This is a genomic window from Vibrio sp. SCSIO 43135, assembly GCF_023716665.1.
GTDB classification, from domain to species: Bacteria; Pseudomonadota; Gammaproteobacteria; order Enterobacterales; family Vibrionaceae; genus Vibrio; species Vibrio paucivorans.
The window spans coordinates 509418-532285 of sequence record NZ_CP071860.1 but is presented as its reverse complement, the minus strand read 5'-3'; the positions used below and the strand labels follow the sequence as shown (position 1 = coordinate 532285).

The following is a 22868-nucleotide window of genomic DNA, read 5'->3' as shown; positions in this document are numbered from 1 at the left end:
GGTGGGTGCAACCAACCTTTATTTCTCCCTATCGGGCAAACACTATTGGCTCTGTAGTTTCATTTCCTCACCAAATTAACAAAACCTACTCGCGTGCAAACATTGTTAAAGCTAGCAAGATTTGAACGATAAAGCTGAATACCACAAATAAATATCAGGTATTTAAAATTGTCATTACATGGATTAGCCCTTAGTCGCTATTATCCAGCGACCTCAGATATGGATATCATCATTAAAGTCGAGTTTAGTATGACCATTATCAAGTGCCCCGAATGTAATAAAAAAGTCTCTCAAAACGCTACGCAATGCCCTAAGTGCGGTTGTCACGTTGCAGAAATCCTTAAACAGAAACGCGAAGAGTTCGACAACCTCCCCCCTTTTCTGAAAACGATTTATGTATCTTTTAAAATTGTCATTTGGGGCATAACCAACCCTATTAAAACGGTAATACTCGCTTTCATATTATTAACTTTCCTTAATAGCAATGACTTTATTGGTAATGAAAAAGTCACTAAGAAGATGACACAAACAGAACTAGATCACGAGCTCGTAATGAATTTTCAAAAAGAGCATGGTTTAACTGCGGACGGAATCATTGGCCCGAATACTTGTAGCAAAGTAAGTCCAAATGCCGACGAAAGAGTTGTTCAACTTTGTGACAGTTTCAAGATAGCATCAGCTCCGATCGAAACTATGATCAAAACTAAACCTGCATATGTTTGCTCAGCTTTAAACTCTTCGGGGTATGAATCCAAAGGCTGGACACACTACTCAGGTAATAACTTTGGTTGCTCAACTTCATACGCCGATATTGGCAATGGGACACCTTTAGCAAATAACATTGCGCTCTATGCCAAGGGCTCCAAGACTCAGGTGAAAGAAGTAAAGTTAATGCTTAACATCAATCAAAGAGCTCAGGAAAAACAAGCACAAGAAGTGCTAGCTGAAGACTCAGAAAAAGTGTTAGAAATACTTGCAGGCCAGGAGCTCTCTTTAGCTATAGCCGAAGCTATCTATTCAAAAAGCGCTTATTCTGAAACTATCAATGGCATTGAAGTGAAGGTTTATACAGAAGAGTGGTCAACCGGAAAAGGATACGAAACCTTGGTTGTATTTAGCGGGTAATTGTCGCTACTAAGCCTTGAGTACGACGCCAGTTCATAATCAAGGCTTAGACTATTTAGAATCTCTCTAAATGAACGGCAGTGGTATTAACTCTAGTCCCAGAACGCCACTTATGCTCATTACCACCAGCAGCGACATTTTGAACACGGCCTTCGACCACTGAACATAGTTGTCGTCCGTGACTTTCCGGAAAGTGACTCGTGTCCAGAAAAAGCACACAGCGGCTGATACCGCGAGGTATTCATAACCAGCCTCTCCCAACATAAACAAGCCTGCTGCTACAACAGCAAATGCAATCACATACGCTTTCATATGCTGGTGTGCTTTGTTGATGCCCTCTTTCACTGGCAGTACCGGAATGCCTGCTTCACGATAGTCTTGCATGCGGAACATAGCAATTGCGTAAGAGTGCGGCATTTGCCATAAGCAGAACATAATAAACAACAGCATAGCTTCTAGACTGATGTAGTTTGCTACTGCAAGATAACCAACAAGTGGAGGGACTGCTCCAGAAATGCTGCCCACTAATGTGCCATACACAGAGTTACGCTTGTACCACATGGTGTAGAAGAACACATAGAACACATAACCCAGCAGCACCACCACAGCCGAAAGAGGATTCACTCTTTGAAACAGTAACGCTGTTCCACCCAGTAATAACGCTAACGCATAGACAAATGCAACATCGATATTGATGTCCCCCATCACCAGCTCTCGGTACTGGGTACGCTTCATTTTTTGGTCGATATCTCGGTCGAAAATATTATTGACGACACAACCGGACGCTATCACTAGCCCCACTCCGACTAACGTTGTTAAGAGCAACAGAAAGTCTGCTGATTCTGTTTTCGCGGCGAGGAAGAACCCCGCCGCTACAGAAATCAGGTTGCCGAAAATAATGCCAGGCTTAGTGATAGACACGTAACTTTTCAGCATACCGAAACCTACAATTTCATGTTGACGTTCATGTTGTAGATAATCCAAATCGAGCCAGCAATCAGGATAAGCACTACAATGGCGGTAAACATGAGTGACACTAAGTTCCACTTACCATCGGAGGTTTTTGCTTCCATGTGCAGGAAGTATTTAAAGTGGACAAAGATCTGCACAATCGCACAACCCAGTGCCACCACATAAGTTGAGGTTATTGGTAGGACTTTCGCCGATACAACGTAGAACGGAATCACCGTTAGGATCAGTGATGCAACAAAGCCTTTTACGTAATCTGAAGCACCGGAGTCTAGATCTTGTTTCATTACATAACCCCCATTAAATACACGATGGTAAACACGCAAATCCAGACGATATCGAGAAAGTGCCAAAACAAACTAAGACACTGGAATCGCATCGACATATTGTCGTTCAAGCCTTTGGTTGATAGTTGGTGGTAGCACACTACCAGCCAGATCAGACCGAAAGTCACGTGCAGGCCGTGTGTTCCAACTAAGGTAAAGAACGCCGATAAGAACGCGCTTTCTTGAGGCCCATAACCTTCTGCAATCAGGTGATGGAACTCGTACACTTCCATGCCAATGAAGCCAAGCCCTAACAGGAACGTGATCTTTAGCCAACGCTTTAGCCCCGTAACATCTTGGCGTTTCATCGCGATCATGCCGAAACCAAAGGTGATACTGCTAAACAGAAGCAACATTGTTTCGACAAACACAAACGGTAATTCGAATATGTCTTTACCGGTTGGCCCAGAAATAGAGCCACTTTCAAGCACTGCGTAGGTTGCGAACAGCGTCGCGAACAACACACAGTCACTCATTAAATACACCCAGAAGCCAAACAGCTTATTGCCAGCAGCATCGTGGTGATGATCGTGGTCGTGAACCGCTACATTAGCTTGCATAGGTCACCTCCAGATCGTCTTTCTTATCGTTGTCTTTCACTTCGTTCTTCTTCGCTTCTTCAAGTTGAGCACGTCGCTCCGCTTCAATCGCTTTAATTTCTTCTACTTCAACGTAGTAATCCACGTCGTCGTTGTAGCTGTGCTGGATACAGGTGACAATGATGCCGACAAAGCTTGCAGCTGCAAGCCACCAGATGTACCAAATCATCGCGAAACCAAACACCAATGCCCATGCTGAAACATAGATACCTGTCGGCGTGTTCTTCGGCATATGGATGCGTTCGTATTCCACTTCCTTAGTTGGATCGAACTCACCGCTTTGCTTTTGGTACCAGAATGCATCTAGCTCATCACCCTTTGGCAGGTGCGCGAAGTTGTAGAATGGAGGTGGTGACGACGTCGCCCATTCAAACGTACGACCGCCCCACGGATCACCAGTGAGATCGCGATTTTGCTCGCGGTCACGAATACTCACGTAAATTTGGATGAACTGGCAAGCTACACCCAACGCAATGACTGCGGTACCTGCCGCTGCAACAGCCAACAATGGGAAGTATTCAGGGTTAAGATCTTGGCTAAGACGTCGTGTCATCCCCATAAAGCCCAGCGCATACAATGGTAAAAACGCCATTAAGAAGCCGATGATCCAGCAGTAAAAAGCGCGTTTGCCCCATGCTTCATTCATGGTGAAACCCGTTGCTTTCGGGAACCAGTAAGTGATTGCCGCAAAACAGCCGAATACCACACCACCAATGATTACGTTATGGAAATGCGCAATCAGGAACACGGAGTTATGCAGAACAAAGTCGGCACCCGGAACGGCCATCAGTACGCCTGTCATACCACCTACCGAGAAAGTGATCAGGAAGCCAACAGTCCACATCATAGGAGTGGTAAAGCGAATGCGGCCTTTGTACATGGTGAACAGCCAGTTGAAGATCTTCACCCCAGTTGGGATCGAGATAATCATAGTGGCGATGCCAAAGAACGCATTTACATTTGCTCCAGAGCCCATGGTAAAGAAGTGGTGCAACCAAACGACGAACGCCAAGATAGTAATGACAATGGTCGCCCATACTAGCGAGGTATAACCAAACAGCTTCTTGCGGGAGAAAGTTGCCGTTACTTCAGAGAACACACCAAAGATAGGCAAGATCAGGATGTATACTTCTGGGTGTCCCCATGCCCAGATCAGGTTGACGTACATCATTACGTTTCCACCAAGATCATTAGTGAAAAAGTGCGTACCGATGTAGCGATCTAACGTCAGTAACGCAATGGTTACGGTCAGAATTGGGAACGAAATGATGATTAGGATGTTGGCACACAGGGACGCCCACGTGAACACTGGCATCTTCATCATTGGCATAGACGGCGTACGCATGCGCAAAATAGTTGCGAAGAAGTTTACGCCGGTCAGCGTGGTACCGACACCGGATATTTGCAGTGCCCATATCCAATAGTCCACCCCAACCCCGGGGCTCGCCTCAATACCAGACAGCGGCGGATAAGCCAGCCAACCTGTACGACCAAATTCACCCAAGCCAAGTGACATATTGGTGAGAATTACCCCAACAATAAACAGCCAAAAACTCAAGTTATTGAGGTATGGGAAAGCGACATCGCGCGCACCAATTTGTAGCGGTACGATAATATTCATCAAACCAATTACCAGTGGCATCGCGACGAAGAAAATCATAATCACGCCATGAGCAGTAAAGATCTGGTCGTAGTGGTGCGGTGGTAAGTAACCTGTCTCACCAGCGGCAGATAGCAGTTGTTGGCTACGCATCATGACCGCATCAGCGAAACCACGAATCAACATCACCATTGCCACAGCAATGTACATAAAGCCCAGTTTTTTGTGGTCTACAGAGGTAAACCATTCGTACCATAAGTATTGCCACTTACCCGCTTTGGTTATCAAAGCAACGACAGCCAAACCAACCATCGCAATCACCGCTAGTGTGACAACGATAATCGGCTCGTGATAAGGGATTGAATCAAGCGTTAATCTTCCAAACATGCGATTATCCTAGGTTTTCCGGCAAACAGTTCATTGAACCCGGATGTTGGGTCACGACGTCGGTGAACAAAAATGGTGGAACACTAGAAAACAGTGTTACTGGCTCGGCAACACTTGGTGAAGCAAGTGAGCGGAACTGTTCCCAATCTTCAATTCGATCTGGGCTGGCTTTCACCTTCTGCACCCAGTTAAGGAATGCAGTGCGATCTTCCAGTGCTGCTGCGGTGAACTTCATTTGTGAGAAGCCCTTACCGCTGTAGTTAGACGCAAAGCCTTTGTAATCACCGGAGTGATTGGCAATTAAGTTAAGCTTGGTCACCATGCCTGGCATCGCATAAATCTGTGTACCTAAACGCGGAATGAAGAATGCGTTCATGATGTTGTCCGACGTCAGCTTGAACTGAACCGGTACATCTTTCGGGAACGCCACATAATTGACCGTCGCAATGTGCTCTTCTGGATAAATGAATAGCCACTTCCAGTCGAGTGACACCACTTCAATCGTGATTGGTTTAACATCACTTGCAATTGGTTTGGATGGTTCTAACTCATGAGTCGAACGCCAAGTGATGGCCGCTAGGATGGCAATGATGATGATTGGAATCGTCCACACCACCACTTCAATTTTGGTTGAGTGTGACCACTCTGGTGCGTATTCCTCATTGGTATTAGACTCGCGGTAGCGATAAGCGAAATAGATTGTCATTAGAATCACGGGGATAACGACAATCAGCATCAGCAACAGAGCCGTAATGATCAACTCTCTTTCCTGTACGCCTATGCTTCCTTTTGGATCTAGTAACGCGGAGTTACACCCAGCAAGCATAAGTATGGTTCCCACCAAACTTACTCTCGCCAAGACGCGTTTGTATCTTGAAGCTTCCATTAACTTTCTCGATGGTTTTGCCAGCAGCAGAGCAAGCTCTATGGCTGGTTCTTTTTGTCATTAGAATATTTTTATGTTGAGCGTATGTAGCAATAGATTTCAGAGCGTACTGTCAGGTTGCAGGGCGGTAAAAACCACACATTCAACGTGAGTGTATTGTTACACTTTGAAATACATTGTTACATTTTGCGGATTATGAGGAGAGAGAGGAGAAAATTCATCAAACAAAAATGAAAACTAAAGTTCTATTTTTACGTGCTAGAAGATTAATGCATTGATACGTCTATGACGACAGGCGTAAAAACTGGGTCGCTCCACTCCGTTAGCCAAACCACTTTTGGGAGAGTGTCACACTCTGGGTTTTTATTGTCTTTACAGCAACTGGCAAGCTAGAAAGTGCGAACCATCAACTAGGTAGGAAAGCGATGCTAAGTCGATGAATTGCAAGACTATGGTGAGTATATGATACCCAAATGTCGATAAGATAAGAGGGAGTTGAGTTCCAACAAGCAACCAAGACAATCGAGATAAAGCTAGGCGATGAAACTCACCTAGTAATCTGATCTATGCAGCCAGTAATTCCAGCCAGTTAGAGAGGTGGCGAGCGACTTGACGTGGCTTTTCCATTGTCGATAAGTGACCACAATTAGGCAGCACATGTAGGGTCACATCAGGAATATGCCTTGCCATCAGCAAGTGATTGTCAATTGGGCAAAGCAAGTCTTCTTTTCCCGTAATCACTATTGTTGGTACAGAGATATCGGCAAGTAATGGCCTTGCATCTGGGCGAGTGGCTAAGGCGTCGGCATGAGCTTGAAATGCGTCAACACCAACATTGAGTGCCATTTGCTCAATTTGTTTCGTTAGCGCCGTATCTGCTGCGCTACTAGGGTGAATCAAAACAGGTATCAACACTTCTGGAGTAATCTGCCTGAATTCGCCTTTTAATGCCCTTTTAACCAGTGCATAGCGTTTTTCCGATACTTCCGGTTTCTCATCAGCGGAATTGGTGTCCATCAAAATCAAACCTTTCACTCGATGAGGAGCCTGGCGATAAACCTCAAACGCCAATATTCCCCCCATGGAAAGACCACCGAGAACAAACTCACTCGGTGCATTTTCCAATACGAATGACGCAAGTTGTTCCATGCTAGCCAATGCGGGCATTTGAACGCATTCAGGAGCGACCCAATCGGGCAGCTCCTGATTAACTTGTTCAAACAAAGCACCGTCACACAATAAACCCGGCAGCCAAACCAAAGGCATTGGTTGTGTCATGCCCTACTCCTTATAATTTTGCAGGCTTGTCTGACCCAAGAACGCAGTATGTGAAGCTATTCCCGCGCAAGTTAGTTAGAGAATACGAAGCACCTTCCGGGACACTGAATACGTCTCCACGAGTCATGATGACACTTGCTTGCTCTCCTTGGTGCGTGACTACCACTTCGGTATCACCGTCAAAGTTAATCAGCACTTGCTTATCGTCACGACGATGCAGGGGTATTGATCCACCTTCTGTTAGCTCATACGCCATGATGCTCACTTCATCTTCACTTTTCACGTGGAAATCGTAGTCAGCCAAAGGATGGCCCGTTAACGCGTATTGATTGACGTTAGAGCCCGTAAATTCACCTTGTATCGGGCGATATTCATTCTTAAGCGCAACGAAAGGCATCATTTGCTCGGCGGTGTAAGTATCAAATGTCGCTAGCTGCTCTTCTGTAAGTAGAGGCATTAACTCAGTTTCACTTGGTACCGCATCGCCGTCGACTGTGTCGATTAATGTTCCATCGGCTTTAAGGTATAGGCCGTAACCTTGGCTATCTTTGATGACATTTGGGTGCCAAATCACGCCACCGCCAGAATCATCCCCACCAAGTACAGAGAACATAAATCCGTAGTCTCGCCCCACTACTTCAAAGCCACGAAATAGATTGGTTGGAATAGAGATGACATCACCGTGAGACAGCACAGCTTCATGCTCACCATCATTCCCCCAGTAGAAGCGGAACTGACCTTTGAAAACGACAAACAGCTCTGCAGTTCGGTGTGAATGAAGCGAGTTTTTGATGCCCGGCGGCTGACCAGCAGCACCAATATTGAAACCCGCAGTGTCGCGAATATGTACATGCTGACGGCTGCTTTCTGCAACTCCGGCGCCAATAATGCAAAAGTTATCTTTCAGGTCGCTGCCTGGAGTACGTGCATCAATAAAAGCACTGGTGCCTGGGATCAGCTCCATATAACGAACAAGATTGTCGTTAATTTGGCTTTGTAGTGTCATAGATAAAATCCTATTTATTCATTCTTATTCTTGGGTCTAGCCCTGACGTTGCTTTCGACTAGTGGATACGAAAGGCGTTTACTTGGTGTTTCTATAGGTCAGTTGCCTAATGGTCGGCCACCATCAACGGCTAAGGTTGTACCTGTCGAGAAAGTCAGTAACTCGGCGGCAGCGAATACCGCGTTGGCAACTTCATCGTCATTCGCTAAACGCTTAAGTGGTGTCGACTGTTCTTGCTGATTGCGCCAGCTATCGTCCAGCCCTTTAACAAACTCGGTATCAACTAAACCTGGCGCGACCGCTAAGACACGAATATCTGGTGACAGCGCGCGAGCCAATGAACGGGTCATGTTTTCAGCCGCCGATTTACTCGCACAATATGCGATGTTGCTTCCCATCGCGGTTTGCGCTGCAATTGAAGTAATGTTAACGACGCAGCCTTTCGCTTCACGAAGCAAAGACTCACACGCCCTTACCATGGCAAATGGCGCGCGCACGTTAACCTGAAAAATCTGATCAAATAGCTCATCACTAAGACCTTGTAGATCCGAATGAGCAACAAATTTTGTCATTCCAGCGCAGTTCACCAGCAAATCCAGTTGCGGGCTAATCTCCGCAACTTGCTTAGCGAGCTCTTCTATCGCTTGCGAGTGAGCTACATTGAGCTGGAACGCGACATGCCCTTCTCCACTGAGAGCAGAAACGACTTGGTCAGCAGAACTCTGGTTGCTGTTGTAAGTCAGGATTACTTGATAGCCTGAATCGGCCAACTTATGACATATGGCGGCCCCAAGACCGCCACTGCCGCCTGTAACTAAGGCAGTTTTTTGCATATTACGCCTCTTCTACTTTGCCTTTGTAACGACGAACTCGAATATCGGCTTGCTCCTTATGCCCAGCAAAACCTTCAAGTGCACATAGACGTGAACAGTACTCGCCGACTTTCAGCGAAGCCGATTCAGTCACACGTTGGTAGGTACAAGTCTTAATGAATTTTCCAACCCAAAGGCCACCGGTGTAGCGAGCTGCTTTCTTTGTCGGAAGGGTATGGTTAGTACCAATACATTTGTCGCCGTAAGAAACGTTCGTTTCACGCCCTAGGAATAGCGCACCGTAATTCGTCATGTTATCTAGGAAGTACTTTGGATCTTCAGTCATGACCTGCACGTGCTCAGACGCAATGTCGTCCGCAACTTCTACCATTTCTTCATAGCTATCACACACGATCACTTGCCCGTAGTCAGCCCATGCCTTACCTGCAACCTCAGCAGTCGGCAAAATCGTTAGTTGACGTTCCACTTCTTTGATTGTTTCTTGGGCGAACTTTTCGCTGTTGGTTAGAAGGACTGCTGGGGAGTTGTAACCATGCTCGGCTTGACCAAGCAAGTCGGCTGCTGCCAGTTCAGGATCGCAGCCTTGCTCGTCTGCGATAACGAGTGTTTCAGTTGGGCCCGCAAATAGGTCAATACCTACGCGGCCAAATAACTGACGTTTAGCTTCAGCCACAAACGCGTTACCTGGGCCAACAATCATATCGACAGGCGCGATTGTTTCAGTACCAAGAGCCATTGCACCTACCGCCTGAACTCCGCCGAAACAATAGATTTCGTCCGCACCGGCCAAAGCCATTGCAGCCACAATCGCAACGTTTGGTTGACCGTTGAAAGGAGGTGCACACGCAATGACACGTTTAACACCCGCCACTTTTGCAGTCAGCACACTCATATGTGCAGAAGCAACCAATGGATACTTCCCGCCAGGAATGTAACAGCCCACGCTGTTTACCGGAATATTCTTATGGCCCAATACCACACCCGGCATGGTTTCTACTTCTACGTCTTTCATTGAGTCACGCTGGATCTGAGCAAAGTTGCGTACTTGCTCTTGAGCGAATTCGATATCGTGACGAGTAGATTCATCTAGCGCATCAACACATGCCTGAATCTGGTCTTGAGTGAGTCGAAACTGCTCTGGAGACCAGTTATCGAATTTTTCTGAAAGCTCGCGGACAGCGCTATCACCTTTCGATTCAATGTTAGAAAGAATGTCTTCAACGATTTGACGAACTTTGGCGTCATTTGATGCTGAAACTTCTTCGGTGATTCCATTCTTCAGAATACGTGCCATACGATTTTCTCCTTGAGGGTTGAGTCTGACGGTTGTTAGTTTTTACTTTTGGATACGAATGCAAAACCAGACTAAACATAAAATCAACATCTTTCAAGATAGAAGTGCCATCGACCACCAAGCCACCTAACTACTTGTTTTAATTTGATAAAAATTCAATTGAAAGGCGATAACCATCCTAGACAAGGTGGTTTAATGGTCAATTATGATATTTTGATCACACTATTTTTACTGAATATTTACATTTATCCATGTTAATTTTTGCATACCTTTGCAACGGAGATATTCTTATGCACAACTTCAAATCTACGCTCTCTCAAACTTCGCTTCTAGGCACCTTTGTCAAAACACCGCATCCACATATCGTTGAGGTGCTGTCGCTTGCAGAGCTTCCTTTTATCATTTTGGATGCCGAGCATGCCCCGTTCGACAGAACCTCTTTGGATGCCTGCATACTCGCTGCGCGCGCCAACCAACTACCTTGCTTAGTTAGGGTTCAAGACAGTGCACCATCCACCATTTTGAATGCGCTAGACTGTGGAGCTACCGGTGTTCAGATTCCACATGTTTGTACAAAGCAACAAGCTCAAACCATCGCTAGAATGTGCCACTACGGAGAAGGCGGGCGCGGTTATGCTGGCTCAAGTAGAGCGGCAAACTACGCCACAAAACCAATGGCTCAGCACCTCGCAGATAGCGCTTCGAGTACAGTAGTGATTGCACAAATTGAAGACCCAGAAGGGGTCGAAAATGTAGACGCTATAGCGGGTGTAGAAGGAATTGATGCCCTATTCATCGGGCAAGTAGATCTTACGGTTGCTTATGGCGCAACGAGTGTGAACGATGAAAAAGTTCGTCAAGCGAGCATCAAAATCATCGAGGCGGCCCAAAAACACGATAAGCCGGTCGGAATGTTTGTCGCAACAGCGCAACAAGCCAAAGACTGGGGCGAGATCGGAGTAAGCTTTTTTTGTGTAGGCTCTGAACACAAAATGATCATTGATGGTTTCCGACAAGAAAGAAATGTGATGAATTCCTGAGTTTTCTCCGATAGTTAAACGCTATCAATCGTCAACTCTAGACAGAGAATTCCCCTAGCCCATACACTCAGGCTAACTAAAGGGGCAAATACCCCACACAAGGAGTATGACTATTAAAGCGAAAGTAACTTCGATAGACGTCGCCAAGATGCTCGGCGTCTCTCAGTCGACCGTATCAAGAGCTTTTAGCCCAACCGCTAGCATTAGCGAGAAAAAACGAAAAATGGTCATGGATGCTGCAGCAAAGCTCGGCTACACGCCCAATGCCATCGCCCGTAGCTTAATCTCTAATCGCTCCGGCCTAATAGCTATTGCACTCGATAGTGAGTCTAACCCGATGTACGATCTTCAATCGCGAGCATTGGCAATGGAGATCCAACGCCGCGGTGGTCAAGTGGTGCTTTGCCCTATTGACAAAGGCGACCTTGATTTAGCTATTTCCCGCGCAATTGAGTATCAAGTGGACGGCTTGGTCATCGCAACCAGTCGATTGACTTCGCGCGCGTTTGCCCAATGTGAAAAGTTTGGTGTGCACTTAAGCGTCATCAACCGTTACACCAAAGGAATCAATGCAAATGCGACCGGAATTGATAACCGTTTAGCAGGCGAAGAAGCAGCTGAATACTTGGTTAGTAAGGGATATCAACAGTTGGCGTATATTAGTGGTGATTCCGGTTCGATGACCAGTGAAGAACGTTGGCTAGGTTTTTCATCCAAGCTAAAAGCGCTTGATGTACCCACACCTGTCTTTATTCAGTCTAAATACAGCTTCGATGCTGGTATGGAAGCGGCAAAGGAAGTGCTCGCCCACTCAGTGAGACCTGAAGCGATATTTTGCGCTAATGACATTATCGCACTCGGGCTTATGGATGGATTACGCCTAAGCGGCGCTTCCATTCCTAGCGACTATGCGATCATGGGCGTCGATAACATCCCGATGTCGAGTTGGCCAAGCTACGACCTAACCACAGTTGCACAACCTATAGACGATATTGTTCGTCGCACCGTGGAAGACTTGATGAGGCGGATTAACGACAACGTCGATGCTTCTGGAGAGTATCTCCTTGAGAAAGGAACGCTAATCGAACGTGGCAGCACCGCTCGAAATTAACGTTAGCTAAGAGAACTCGTTCCATTAAAGGCATAAGTCTAAGCTCACAATCACCGTACTGACTCAATAAAGCCTCGCATCCAACGCGAGGCTTTTCTCAATTTCACCGCCACAAACGACCGCTGAAAACCATTGAATTCGTATGCAATAGGGATTGAAACAAGATCACCGTTTAGGAAACTAAACGTCCACTAGCGGTCTATTTGGTCTGAGTCCATGCCATTCAAACGCATATCTTGCGTCGAAACCCATTCACCAAGCCCTTTGTTTCCCTTATCTATATCACTCATACAAACAAGTACTTAAAGGGGAATAACCTCTCTGATCTACTCGCGTTCAAATCGATTAGCGTAATTACTCTGGGTGTTTTTCAAACAGATGTTAAAAATCTGATCTTAAGCACGATATTAAAACATCAAGAAAACTTACTGTTGACAATATTGCAACATAACTTCATTTTGGATACGTAATCAAAACAAACAAGAATTGAACAATCTGATCAGGAGGTAGGTTATGGCCATGGCTGGCTTTGATGAAAAATGGCGTGATTTCCCAGACTACATTATCGGTATCACCAAAGAAATTTGGGAAGACCGTGGTTTACATACGCTAGAGCACTACTACTCGCCGGATATTGTTGTTCGCACACCTCTATCCATCGCTCAGGGTAACGAAGGGGTGATCAGCGCGACCATGGCAACACTTGCAGAGTTTCCAGATCGCACTTTGTTTGGCGAGGATGTCATTTGGTCTGGCTCACCAGAGCAAGGTATGCTGTCTTCACACCGAATCATTTCAACTGCAACACACAGCATTGATGGTTTCTATGGCAAAGCAACCAACACGAAGCTGCGTTTTCGCATCATTGCCGACTGCCATGCAATCAATAATCAAATTAACGATGAGTGGCTCATCCGCGACCAAGCCGATATCGCCAAGCAACTGGGCATGACCTCGGAACAATTTGCACGTAACCAGATCGAATTTGAAGGTGGTGTAGAAAACAGTAAGTTTCCATTTACTCCTGAGTGCGATGTTCAAGGCCCTTACCTAGGAGTTGGTAACGATGACGAATATGGTCAGCGTTATGAATCAATCTTGAACAGCATCATGAACGCAGAGTTTTCCGTTATTCCAAAAGAATACGATCGTGCATGTATTGGCGAATATGCTGGAGGACGCACCGCGCTTTCACATCATGAGATCGATCATTTCTGGATATCGCTGCGCTCCTCATTCCCTAATGCAAAATTCACTGTGCATCATCGCATAGGTCGCGACGACCCAATGATGTCTCCGCGCGCTGCAATCCGCTGGTCACTGCAAGGTAAGCACGAAGGTTACGGCGCATTTGGCCAACCAACAGGTAAAGAAGTCCACATTATGGGAATAAGCCACGCTGAGTTTGGCCCGTGGGGGCTGCGCCGCGAGTTTACGCTTATCGACGAGACAGCAATCTGGAAACAAATCCTACTACAGAAAGGCTAACAACAAGCCACACCACCCGCTCTACAATTTAACGAACAGTAAGGAAACACAATGTCACTTAACATCATCGAGCAGTTTTACCAATCCTATTTCCAAGCCCCAGCTAGCGAGCAAGCGAACATCGCGAATGAAGCCCTCAATCCAGATGTGAAATGGTGTGTTGCCCATCCAATCAACGACTTGAATGGGCCAGAATCAACAAACTCTGAATTCCTAGCACCATTAGCTGCTGCTTTGCCTGATGTAGAACGTCGCCCAATGATTGTAATGAATGGCGAGTTTGAAGGCCGCACTTGGTACAACTCGACAGGTTATTTTGTAGGGACATTTGAAAAGCCTCTGTTCGGTATCCCAGCGACAGGAAAAACCCTTTACTTGCGATACACCGAAATGGTTTGTGTAGAGAGCAACCAAATCACTGAATCGTATATGATTCCTGATTTCATCGATGCTATGAACCAAGCCGGTTCTAATCCACTTCGCCGTAGTCTAGGACACGACGGGTTGGTACCAGCACCAGCGACATTCGATGGCATTCAAAACGGAGAGATATGTGCTCAACACAGTGAACAAAGTGGCCAACTTGTCCATGACATGCTGTCCTGTTTAGGCCGCTTCGATGGTAAAGATCTTTACTCTATGGATCTTGAGAATTACTGGCACCGCGACTTTATGTGGTACGGCCCAGCTGGCATCGGAACCACTCGTGGTATCAAAGGTTTCCGTAATCATCACCAGGCGCCATTCGTGTTCGCATTCCCAGATCGAGGTGTCGATATTGAGCTCAATTTTTTGGCTCAAAATGACTACGTATCCACTGGTGGTTGGCCACACATGCACGGCACTCACACAGGCCACAGTGGTTGGTTAGGGCTTGCTCCAACAGGAAAGAATATTGAGCTTCGCGTTATGGATATCTGGCGACGTGAAGGTAACTTGCTGAAAGAAAACTGGGTAGCGATAGATATCGTACATATTCTGCTTCAACTCGGTTATGACGTATTCGGCCAAATGAAAGAACAATTAGAAGGACCTAATTATGCATGAGTTTGGAACGCTTAACTGGACGATACTCGGTGTCTACATCGTTCTCACTTTGGTACTCGGTGCCGTAGTGGGTAAAAAAGTCACCTCGGCGAATCAGTTCGCTTTAGGTGACAAAAACATTCCATGGTGGGCAATCGGTATCTCTGTGGTATGTACATACGTAAGCGCAATGTCTTTCTTAGGCGGGCCTGCTTGGTCATACAAAGAAGGGCTATCGGTGATCGCCATTCACCTGAACTACCCTCTTGTGATCTTTTTCATTGTTGCTGTGTTCATGCCGTTTTTCTACAACAATGGCCTCACCTCAATATACGAATATCAAGAGAGACGATTTGGTAAAGCATCTCGCGTTACTCTATCTTTTATCTTCCTCATCAAACAAGCTTTGAGCTCAGCTGCAGTGCTGTACGCGACCGCTATGATACTTGAGTTCATTACAGGGATAGACGTGGTGTACTGCATCATGATCGTGACCGCCATTGCGCTGGTTTATACCGTTATGGGTGGGATTGCAGCGGTTATCTGGACAGACGTCATCCAAGCGGTCATCTTGTTCATCGGTGCATTCATCATCATTGAAGCGGTATGGAATGGCATGCCTGCACCAATGACTGAAGTGATGGCCGAACTTAAAGCTAAGGGAATGACGGACTCACTGCAAACCAGCATGGACTTGAGCCAAGTAACAACCGTTTGGGCTGGTGTTATTGCTATGACGATGTTCCACACGACAGTATACGGTGGTAGCCAGATGATGGTGCAACGTTGTATGGCTGCAAAAAGCATGGGCGACGCGAAAAAAGCAATGCTGATGATGGGTTACGTCGCTTTCTTCATCTACTTCGTATTCATTCTATTGGGCGTGTTATTCAACGCTTACTACGATGGTCAAGAATTCGAAAACGGCAACACTATTATTCTTCACTACGCCAGTGAATATGGCATGCCAGGCCTCATGGGAATCATCGCTGCGGCAATTCTGGCAGCAAGTATGTCGAGCTTAGATTCAGCATTTAACTCTATGGCTACAGTATCGGTTGCCGACTTCTACAAACGCTTCTACAAGAAGAACGAATCTGAAGAACATTACTTGAAAGCTTCACGCTTCTTCACAGTTGGCTGGGCTATTTTGGTTATCATTCCTGCATTGATGTTCGCGACGAGTACAGGCTCGGTACTTGAAGTACTAAGTAAAGCAGGTTCTTACTTTGTTGGTGCAAGTTTCTGTATGTTTGTGCTGGGCTTCTACTCCAAGCACATTACAGAGAAAGGGCTATTAATTGGTGTCGCAGCGAGCTTTGTCGCTATCTGGTACGTCGCAGTCGCAACAGACATCGCTTGGCCTTGGTACTGTGTTATTGGTGTGGTGGTCAATGCTGTTGTTGCTTATGCAGCGAGCCTACTGCTGACAGGTAAACAGGAAGAAATGCACTTATATACCATCAAAGGTCAACAAGCTGAGTACGCTCGATTAAACAAGCCAGTGAAACAAGATGGCTGGTACGTTATCCCTGGTAAGATTGATGCACCTTGCTACGGCCTATTAGTGATGTTTGTGTTCTCTCTTATATTCCTGTGGGGAATCAATGCATTCACCGACAACGCTCCAATGCTGATTAATTTTGTGCGTGGTTGCTCTATTCTTGTCGCGTTAAGCATTGCCGGGTACGCTGTTTACTCTCTGTTTGGTAATAAGCTCCGCTCTCGAACAGACAATGTTGAAACCCAAAGCTTGTAACTGCTAGAGCTGCAATAACTCCAAATAATTAAGCCCGCTGATAGTCAGCGGGCTTTTTTTGTTTATGCGCATCAATTGAGATTGTCACCAGCCATACCCAAATAACTTCGCTCAACCAAGAGTAACTTGGTGTGTTAAATCGTAACCTGAAATCATTTGGGTATAGGAAGCAGGCAATAAAAAAGGAGAGCCGAAGCTCTCCTTTCTCTTAACCTTCAAACTGCTAATTAAAGAGCAGCTTTCGCTTTTTCAACTAGAACTGCGAATGCAGCTTTGTCGAATACCGCGATATCAGCAAGAATCTTACGATCGATCTCGATAGATGCTTTCTTAAGACCGTTGATGAAACGGCTGTAAGATAGACCATTTTGACGAGATGCAGCGTTGATACGTGCAATCCATAGTTGACGGAATTGACGTTTCTTGTTGCGACGGTCACGGTAAGCGTATTGACCAGCTTTAGTAACTGCTTGGAAAGCTACGCGGTAAACACGTGAACGTGCTCCTTAGTAACCTTTAGCTTGTTTTAGAACTTTCTTATGACGTGCACGAGCTTGTACACCACGTTTTACGCGAGGCATTATGCTTCTCCTAAACTAAACGATTATTAAACTAAAAAGAATTAAGCGTATGGCATCATACGAACAACTGCAGCCACTTCACACTTAGGAAGGATTGCATTTGGACGAAGCTGACGCTTGTTCTTAGTAGTACGCTTAGTCAGGATGTGACGTTTAGTAGCGTGCTTAAACTTAATACCACCAGCAGTTTTCTTGAAACGCTTAGCAGCACCTTTGTTGGTTTTCATCTTAGGCATGATGAATAACTCCGCATTGTTGAGTTGTTTTAAACAATAGTAATTAGGGCGAACAAAACCCAGCCATTCAAGAACGGCTAGGTTTTCTTACTTGTAAAGCCGTTAATTACTTCTTCTTAGGGGCCAATACCATGATCATCTGGCGGCCTTCGATTCGAGTCGGGAAAGATTCAACAACAGCTAAATCTACTGTATCTTCTTTCAAACGATTCAAAACGTCGACACCGATGTCTTGGTGAGCCATTTCACGGCCACGGAAGCGAATTGTTACCTTCACTTTGTTGCCGTCTTCTAGGAAACGCGTCAGGTTGCGTAGTTTTACCTGATAGTCTCCAATATCAGTTCCAGGACGGAATTTTACTTCCTTAATCTGAATCTGCTTTTGCTTCTTCTTCTGCTCTTTAGCAGCTTTGCTCTTTTCGAAGAGGAACTTGCCATAGTCCATCACACGACAAACTGGTGGCTCGGCGTTAGGGCTGATCTCTACGAGATCCATACCAGCTTCAACAGCTGCTTCTAGCGCTTCATTGATAGAAACGATACCAACGGCTTCACCGTCAGCGCCTGTTAGACGAACTTCACGAACGCCGCGAATTTCACCGTTTAAACGGTGCTGGTTTTGTTTGGCCGGTTGTTGGCCACGTCTTCCGCCTTTAATAGCTTATTCCTCCAGATTGAGCTTACGGGTAGAAACTTCGGCTTGGATGTATGAGATAAAGTCATCCACTTTAAACTTACCTAAGTCTTTACCTTTACGAGTACGTACTGCGATTTCTCCAGCTTCCATCTCTTGGTCGCCACAAACCAGCATATACGGGACACGCTTCAAAGTATGTTCGCGGATTTTAAAGCCAATCTTCTCATTTCTCAAGTCTGCTTTGGCTCTAATTCCACTTTTTTGTAGTTTTTGTGCAACTTCTTGAACATAATCTGACTGTTTGTCGGTGATGTTCATGATAACTGCTTGTTCTGGCGCCAACCATGTAGGGAAGAAACCAGCGTATTCTTCGATAAGAATACCAATGAAACGCTCTAGAGAACCTAGAATTGCACGGTGAATCATCACCGGAACTAAACGCTCATTGTTTTCACCTACGTAAGTTGCACCAAGGCGACCAGGTAGGTTGAAGTCTAACTGGACCGTACCACATTGCCATGCGCGGTCTAGACAGTCGTAAAGAGTAAATTCAATCTTAGGACCGTAGAATGCCCCCTCACCTTCTTGAATTTCGTATGGAATTTCCATCGCTTCAAGAGACTGCTTAAGCGCTTCTTCTGATTGATCCCAGATTTCATCTGAACCTACACGCTTTTCAGGGCGAGTCGATAGTTTAACAACGATGTTGTCGAAGCCAAATGTCTGGTACGTATCGTAAACCATCTTGATGCAGCTAGTGACTTCTTCCTGAATTTGACTCTCAGTACAGAAAATGTGCGCATCATCTTGAGTAAAGCCACGTACACGCATAATACCGTGCAGTGCACCAGATGGTTCGTTACGGTGACATGAGCCGAACTCAGCCATACGCAACGGTAGATCACGGTATGATTTCAGGCCTTGGTTAAAGATCTGAACGTGACCAGGGCAGTTCATTGGTTTCAATGCGTACTCACGGTTCTCTGAAGAAGTCGTAAACATCGCTTCTGCGTATTTGTCCCAGTGACCAGAACGTTCCCAAAGAACGCGGTCCATGATAAGTGGACCTTTTACTTCTTGGTAACCGTATTCAGTCAGTTTTTCACGAACGAATACTTCAAGATCACGGAAAATAGACCAACCATTGTGATGCCAGAACACCATACCCGGTGCTTCTTGCTGCATGTGGAACAGGTCTAGGTGCTTACCGATTTTACGGTGGTCACGCTTCGCCGCTTCTTCTAGGCGAGTTAGATGCGCTTTAAGCGCTTTCTTGTCGTGGAAAGCGGTACCATAGATACGTTGAAGCATCTTGTTATCGCTGTTACCACGCCAGTATGCACCTGCTACGTTAAGCAACGTGAAGTGCTGACAAAAACCCATATGTGGTACGTGAGGGCCACGACACATATCGATGTATTCTTCATGATGGTAAAGGCCTGGACGGTCGTCGCGAGCAACGTTCTCGTCCAAGATTTCCATCTTGTATGTTTCACCGCGAGCTTCAAATGCATCGCGTGCTTCCTGCCAGCTAACTTTTTTCTTGATAACTTGGTACTTGGTCTTCGCTAGCTCTTTCATGCGCTTTTCGACTTTTTCTAAGTCTTCTTGCGTTAAAGAGTGCTCCATGTCGATATCGTAGTAGAAACCGTTATCGATCGTTGGACCAATCGCCATTTTAGCTTCAGGGTAAAGTTGCTTGATCGCGTGACCCAGTAGGTGAGCACAAGAGTGACGAACAATTTCAAGGCCATCGACCTCATCTTTTACAGTGATGATCTCAAGGCTTGCATCGTTTTCGATAAGGTCACATGCATCAACACGGTTGCCATCAACACGGCCAGCGATGGTTGCTTTAGCAAGACCAGGACCGATCGATTGAGCGACTTCTAGAGTTGAAACTGGGTTGTCAAATTGACGCTGACTGCCGTCAGGAAGTGTAATAATAGGCATTAGATATCCTTTACAGTGGTGTTGCATACCAAGCAACACGTGTTCAGTTAATGTTTTAGCTTTTAAAACATCGCATTATAAGACTCTACATTTATGTCGATACAAATACGGATGTACCTAAAAAAATGCGAACGGGCATTGTAACTGAATCAAATTAAATAACAATCGATGCCATGATATTCTCGTTATTTGGCAAGTAAACAAGCATAAAAAAGCGGAGGATTATTTCCTCCGCTTTTATTCTTTTCGTTCACTATCTAACGGATACTATCCCTAGACTCAACGCCCTATCAAAGCTCACGTTATCTTTCACTAAGTTGTCGAGTGCAGCTTCGGATAACATCACTACACGGCTATCTTTGGCTGTAGGCGCATCTGAGTGAATCTGCATTTGGCTATCAGATGTAAAGTGACTCCATAACTGGCTATCGACCAAATAAACGAAGGTATCAGGTTGTATTGGCCCCTGCTTTGTCCACACCGTTAACCACCAGCTCACTTGTCTCAGCCCTTGTTTCCCAGCGGCAATTGTCGTTGGATGCAGGCTTTGCGAGTTAATCGCTTGTTGTGTGGCTATAGCCACATCCAGCGCTCCCTCATAGCTCTCAGCAAACGGATTACTAAACTGGCCGTCATAAGAACAGGCCAAACTCGCTGGTGCGGCACAGCAAGTAAGTATAACGGTCAATGCGTATTTCGATATTGCCATACACTACTCCGATTAAGGTGTCACGATGTTGAACCAGAAATTAAAGCTATCAAGCATGCCAACAAAATCCTTGAAGACTTGCTTATCGCCTTTAATTTGAATATCGCCACTAGCGATTGCTTTTTCCAGTGTCACATTACCTAGTTGAACATCATCCAACGCGGCTTTGGTTAAAGTTAGCGTTACATCAGGCTTATCTGTTTGCATTCTTGTATGGTTTAGAACGGAGTTCTCTACATATAAAGTGTATTGTTCATCGAGATCGGTGAAGTTAATGTTCATCGCAAAGTCTTTGCCTGCAGCTTTGTCTGGCAAGATTCTTACCGCCAAATAGTCGAACAACATCTCTGGTGGCATATTCTTGATGATGTCTGGAGAGGCTGTGTTTGTCCCGCCTGCACTTGGTGTTCCATTCCTAAGCTCATAAGCCCCTTGTAGATAGACAGAACGCCAAGGGCCTGACTCCGCTTGGTAACCTAACTGTTCGTAAGTATCTGCCAGTAGAGCTTTACCGTTTTTACTTTGTGGGTTGGCAAACACAACATGCTTAAGCACTTCCGCTACCCAGCGGTATTTACCCTCATCAAAATCCGCTTTTGCTTTTTCAATTACCGCTCGCTCACCGCCCATGTACTCGACGTATTTCACGGCAGCATTAGTTGGCGGCAAGTTGTTAAGATCGGATGGGTTACCTGAGTACCACCCCATGTATCTTTGATACACCGCTCGGCTATTGTGTCTTAACGTGCCGTAGTAGCCTCGAGTACTCCAGTTATTTTCTAGTTCATCAGGGAATTGGATGATTTCTGAGATTTCAGAGCCTATGTAGCCTTGGTTCATCAGGCGGACTGTTTGGTCGTGGGTGTATTTGTACATATCACGTTGCTTTTTAAAGTAATCAACGATCTCTTTCTGCCCCCACATTGGCCAGTGGTGACTTTGGAATTTCACCTCAACCTCATCGCCCCAAGTTTCAATCGTTTCTTGAAGGTAACCAGACCATTTCAGCGCATCACGTACTTGTGCGCCACGCAAGGTCAAAATATTGTGCATGGTATTGGTGGTATTCTCTGCCATCCAAAGTGCTTTTTTCTCTGGGAACCAGGTATTGATCTCAGTTGGCGCTTCCGAGCCCGGCGTGTATTGGAATACCATTTTCACACCATCGACCGTTCTCTCATCACCTGTTTTTTCAATGATATCGGTTGGCTCAATCAAAGTCGCAAGACCTGTTGAAGTGGTTTGTCCTAGCCCTCCGTTCACACCACCAAACTCATTTCTTGGCAGTAGTGCTCCGTACATATAGATGGCGCGTCGTCCCATCGCGTTACCGGCAATAACGTTCTCCGACACCGCATGCTCTGTAAACCCATGTGAAGCAATAATTTGTACTTTACCTGACTTCACATCTGCCTCATCGACAATCCCACGAACACCACCGAAATGGTCAATATGGCTATGGCTGTAAATCACAGCAACCACCGGCCTTTCTCCCAATTCTGAGTTGATAAACTCTAGTGCTACTTTAGCCGTTTCTTGAGAGATCAGTGGATCGAACACAATCCAGCCCGTGTCGCCCTCTACAAAGGTGATATTGGTCAGGTCATAGCCTCTAATTTGGTAAATACCATCGGTCACTTCAAACAAACCATTGATCATATTGAGCTGAGCATTGCGCCATAAACTCGGGTTAACGCTGTCTGGTGCTGGATTATCTAGCGTGATGTACTTCTTGTATTCTTCTAGGTCCCAAACCACACCTCCCTTATCATTGGTGATCGTGACAGTATCTTGAGCAGCGATAAATCCTCGCTGAGCATTCTCAAAATCCTGCTTGTCTTTAAAGGGAAGCGTAGCAAGCACCTGTTGATTCGCTTTAATGGTCGATGGTGTGGCTGGTTTTGGTTCTGCGGCCCAAACCGAAGTTGAGAGCACTGCAGCAATAAGAGGAACTGTGCAATAGTTCATGGATAACTCCTTGTTTTCCAACTGACATTACTAAAGCTAGTTCATATGGCGACAAAC

At 45.7% G+C, this 22868-nt stretch carries 20 protein-coding genes and 1 pseudogene; 6 read left to right on the top strand and 15 right to left on the bottom strand.

Going from position 1 to position 22868, the window contains the following annotated elements:
* The first annotated feature begins 219 nt into the window (after nt 1-219).
* On the top strand, nt 220-1125 hold the full coding sequence (locus J4N42_RS16795) for a zinc ribbon domain-containing protein (RefSeq protein ID WP_252033638.1): 906 nt from the start codon (nt 220-222) through the stop codon (nt 1123-1125).
* A 66-nt stretch (nt 1126-1191) separates the two neighbouring features.
* Here the strand turns inward: J4N42_RS16795 and cyoE are convergent, their stop codons facing one another.
* From cyoE to hisD, 9 genes are all read right to left on the bottom strand, one after another.
* A complete protein-coding gene (gene cyoE, locus J4N42_RS16790) occupies nt 1192-2061 on the bottom strand; it encodes a heme o synthase (RefSeq protein ID WP_252033637.1) in 870 nt (289 codons plus the stop codon).
* Nucleotides 2062-2069: 8 nt separating this feature from the next.
* Complete coding sequence (gene cyoD, locus J4N42_RS16785; RefSeq protein WP_252033636.1) at nt 2070-2381, bottom strand: cytochrome o ubiquinol oxidase subunit IV; 312 nt, start codon at nt 2379-2381, stop codon at nt 2070-2072.
* Nucleotides 2381-2980 (bottom strand): cytochrome o ubiquinol oxidase subunit III, encoded by a 600-nt coding sequence (cyoC, locus tag J4N42_RS16780; RefSeq protein ID WP_252033635.1) that lies wholly within the window; start codon nt 2978-2980, stop codon nt 2381-2383. Before cyoC ends, cyoD begins: the two co-directional genes overlap by 1 nt.
* Nucleotides 2970-5006 (bottom strand): cytochrome o ubiquinol oxidase subunit I, encoded by a 2037-nt coding sequence (gene cyoB / locus J4N42_RS16775; protein ID WP_252033634.1) that lies wholly within the window; start codon nt 5004-5006, stop codon nt 2970-2972. The genes cyoC and cyoB overlap by 11 nt, the downstream gene beginning before the upstream one ends.
* Nucleotides 5007-5010: 4 nt before the next feature.
* On the bottom strand, nt 5011-5892 hold the full coding sequence (cyoA, locus tag J4N42_RS16770; protein ID WP_252033633.1) for a ubiquinol oxidase subunit II: 882 nt from the start codon (nt 5890-5892) through the stop codon (nt 5011-5013).
* Between the two features lie 564 nt (nt 5893-6456).
* Nucleotides 6457-7170, bottom strand: a complete 714-nt coding sequence (locus J4N42_RS16765; RefSeq protein WP_252033631.1) for an alpha/beta fold hydrolase — start codon at nt 7168-7170, stop codon at nt 6457-6459.
* A 10-nt stretch (nt 7171-7180) separates the two neighbouring features.
* Complete coding sequence (locus J4N42_RS16760; protein ID WP_252033629.1) at nt 7181-8176, bottom strand: cupin domain-containing protein; 996 nt, start codon at nt 8174-8176, stop codon at nt 7181-7183.
* Nucleotides 8177-8274: 98 nt separating this feature from the next.
* On the bottom strand, nt 8275-9009 hold the full coding sequence (locus J4N42_RS16755; protein ID WP_252033627.1) for an SDR family NAD(P)-dependent oxidoreductase: 735 nt from the start codon (nt 9007-9009) through the stop codon (nt 8275-8277).
* A 1-nt stretch (nt 9010) separates the two neighbouring features.
* Nucleotides 9011-10303, bottom strand: coding sequence for a histidinol dehydrogenase (hisD, locus tag J4N42_RS16750; protein ID WP_252033625.1), 1293 nt, complete (start codon nt 10301-10303; stop codon nt 9011-9013).
* 290 nt (nt 10304-10593) lie between these two features.
* Between hisD and J4N42_RS16745 the strand changes: the two genes are divergently transcribed.
* The 5 genes from J4N42_RS16745 to J4N42_RS16725 all read left to right on the top strand — a co-directional run bounded on the left by J4N42_RS16745 (nt 10594) and on the right by J4N42_RS16725 (nt 16727).
* Complete coding sequence (locus tag J4N42_RS16745; protein ID WP_252033624.1) at nt 10594-11343, top strand: HpcH/HpaI aldolase family protein; 750 nt, start codon at nt 10594-10596, stop codon at nt 11341-11343.
* A gap of 148 nt (nt 11344-11491) precedes the next feature.
* Nucleotides 11492-12454 (top strand): LacI family DNA-binding transcriptional regulator, encoded by a 963-nt coding sequence (locus tag J4N42_RS16740; RefSeq protein WP_252034182.1) that lies wholly within the window; start codon nt 11492-11494, stop codon nt 12452-12454.
* A 513-nt stretch (nt 12455-12967) separates the two neighbouring features.
* Complete coding sequence (locus tag J4N42_RS16735) at nt 12968-13942, top strand: nuclear transport factor 2 family protein (protein WP_252033622.1); 975 nt, start codon at nt 12968-12970, stop codon at nt 13940-13942.
* 51 nt (nt 13943-13993) lie between these two features.
* Nucleotides 13994-14989 (top strand): nuclear transport factor 2 family protein, encoded by a 996-nt coding sequence (locus J4N42_RS16730; protein ID WP_252033620.1) that lies wholly within the window; start codon nt 13994-13996, stop codon nt 14987-14989.
* Entirely contained in the window at nt 14982-16727 is a 1746-nt protein-coding gene (locus tag J4N42_RS16725; RefSeq protein ID WP_252033618.1) for a sodium:solute symporter family transporter, read from the top strand. The genes J4N42_RS16730 and J4N42_RS16725 overlap by 8 nt, the downstream gene beginning before the upstream one ends.
* A 227-nt stretch (nt 16728-16954) precedes the next feature.
* Here the strand turns inward: J4N42_RS16725 and rplT are convergent.
* The 6 genes and pseudogenes from rplT to J4N42_RS16695 all read right to left on the bottom strand — a co-directional run bounded on the left by rplT (nt 16955) and on the right by J4N42_RS16695 (nt 22811).
* Nucleotides 16955-17308 (bottom strand): annotated as a pseudogene (gene rplT, locus J4N42_RS16720) (50S ribosomal protein L20).
* A gap of 41 nt (nt 17309-17349) precedes the next feature.
* Nucleotides 17350-17544 carry a 50S ribosomal protein L35 gene (gene rpmI, locus J4N42_RS16715; RefSeq protein ID WP_019275792.1) on the bottom strand — a complete coding sequence of 65 codons (195 nt, stop codon included), beginning with the start codon at nt 17542-17544 and terminating at the stop codon, nt 17350-17352.
* A 106-nt stretch (nt 17545-17650) separates the two neighbouring features.
* The gene (infC, locus tag J4N42_RS16710) at nt 17651-18202 is read right to left on the bottom strand and encodes a translation initiation factor IF-3 (protein WP_252034180.1); all 552 of its coding nucleotides are present in this window, start codon (nt 18200-18202) and stop codon (nt 17651-17653) included.
* A 3-nt stretch (nt 18203-18205) separates the two neighbouring features.
* Entirely contained in the window at nt 18206-20134 is a 1929-nt protein-coding gene (gene thrS, locus J4N42_RS16705) for a threonine--tRNA ligase (protein WP_252033615.1), read from the bottom strand.
* Nucleotides 20135-20387: 253 nt separating this feature from the next.
* The gene (locus J4N42_RS16700; RefSeq protein ID WP_252033613.1) at nt 20388-20843 is read right to left on the bottom strand and encodes a hypothetical protein; all 456 of its coding nucleotides are present in this window, start codon (nt 20841-20843) and stop codon (nt 20388-20390) included.
* 12 nt (nt 20844-20855) lie between these two features.
* Nucleotides 20856-22811 (bottom strand): alkyl/aryl-sulfatase, encoded by a 1956-nt coding sequence (locus tag J4N42_RS16695; RefSeq protein ID WP_252033611.1) that lies wholly within the window; start codon nt 22809-22811, stop codon nt 20856-20858.
* Nucleotides 22812-22868 lie beyond the last annotated feature (57 nt).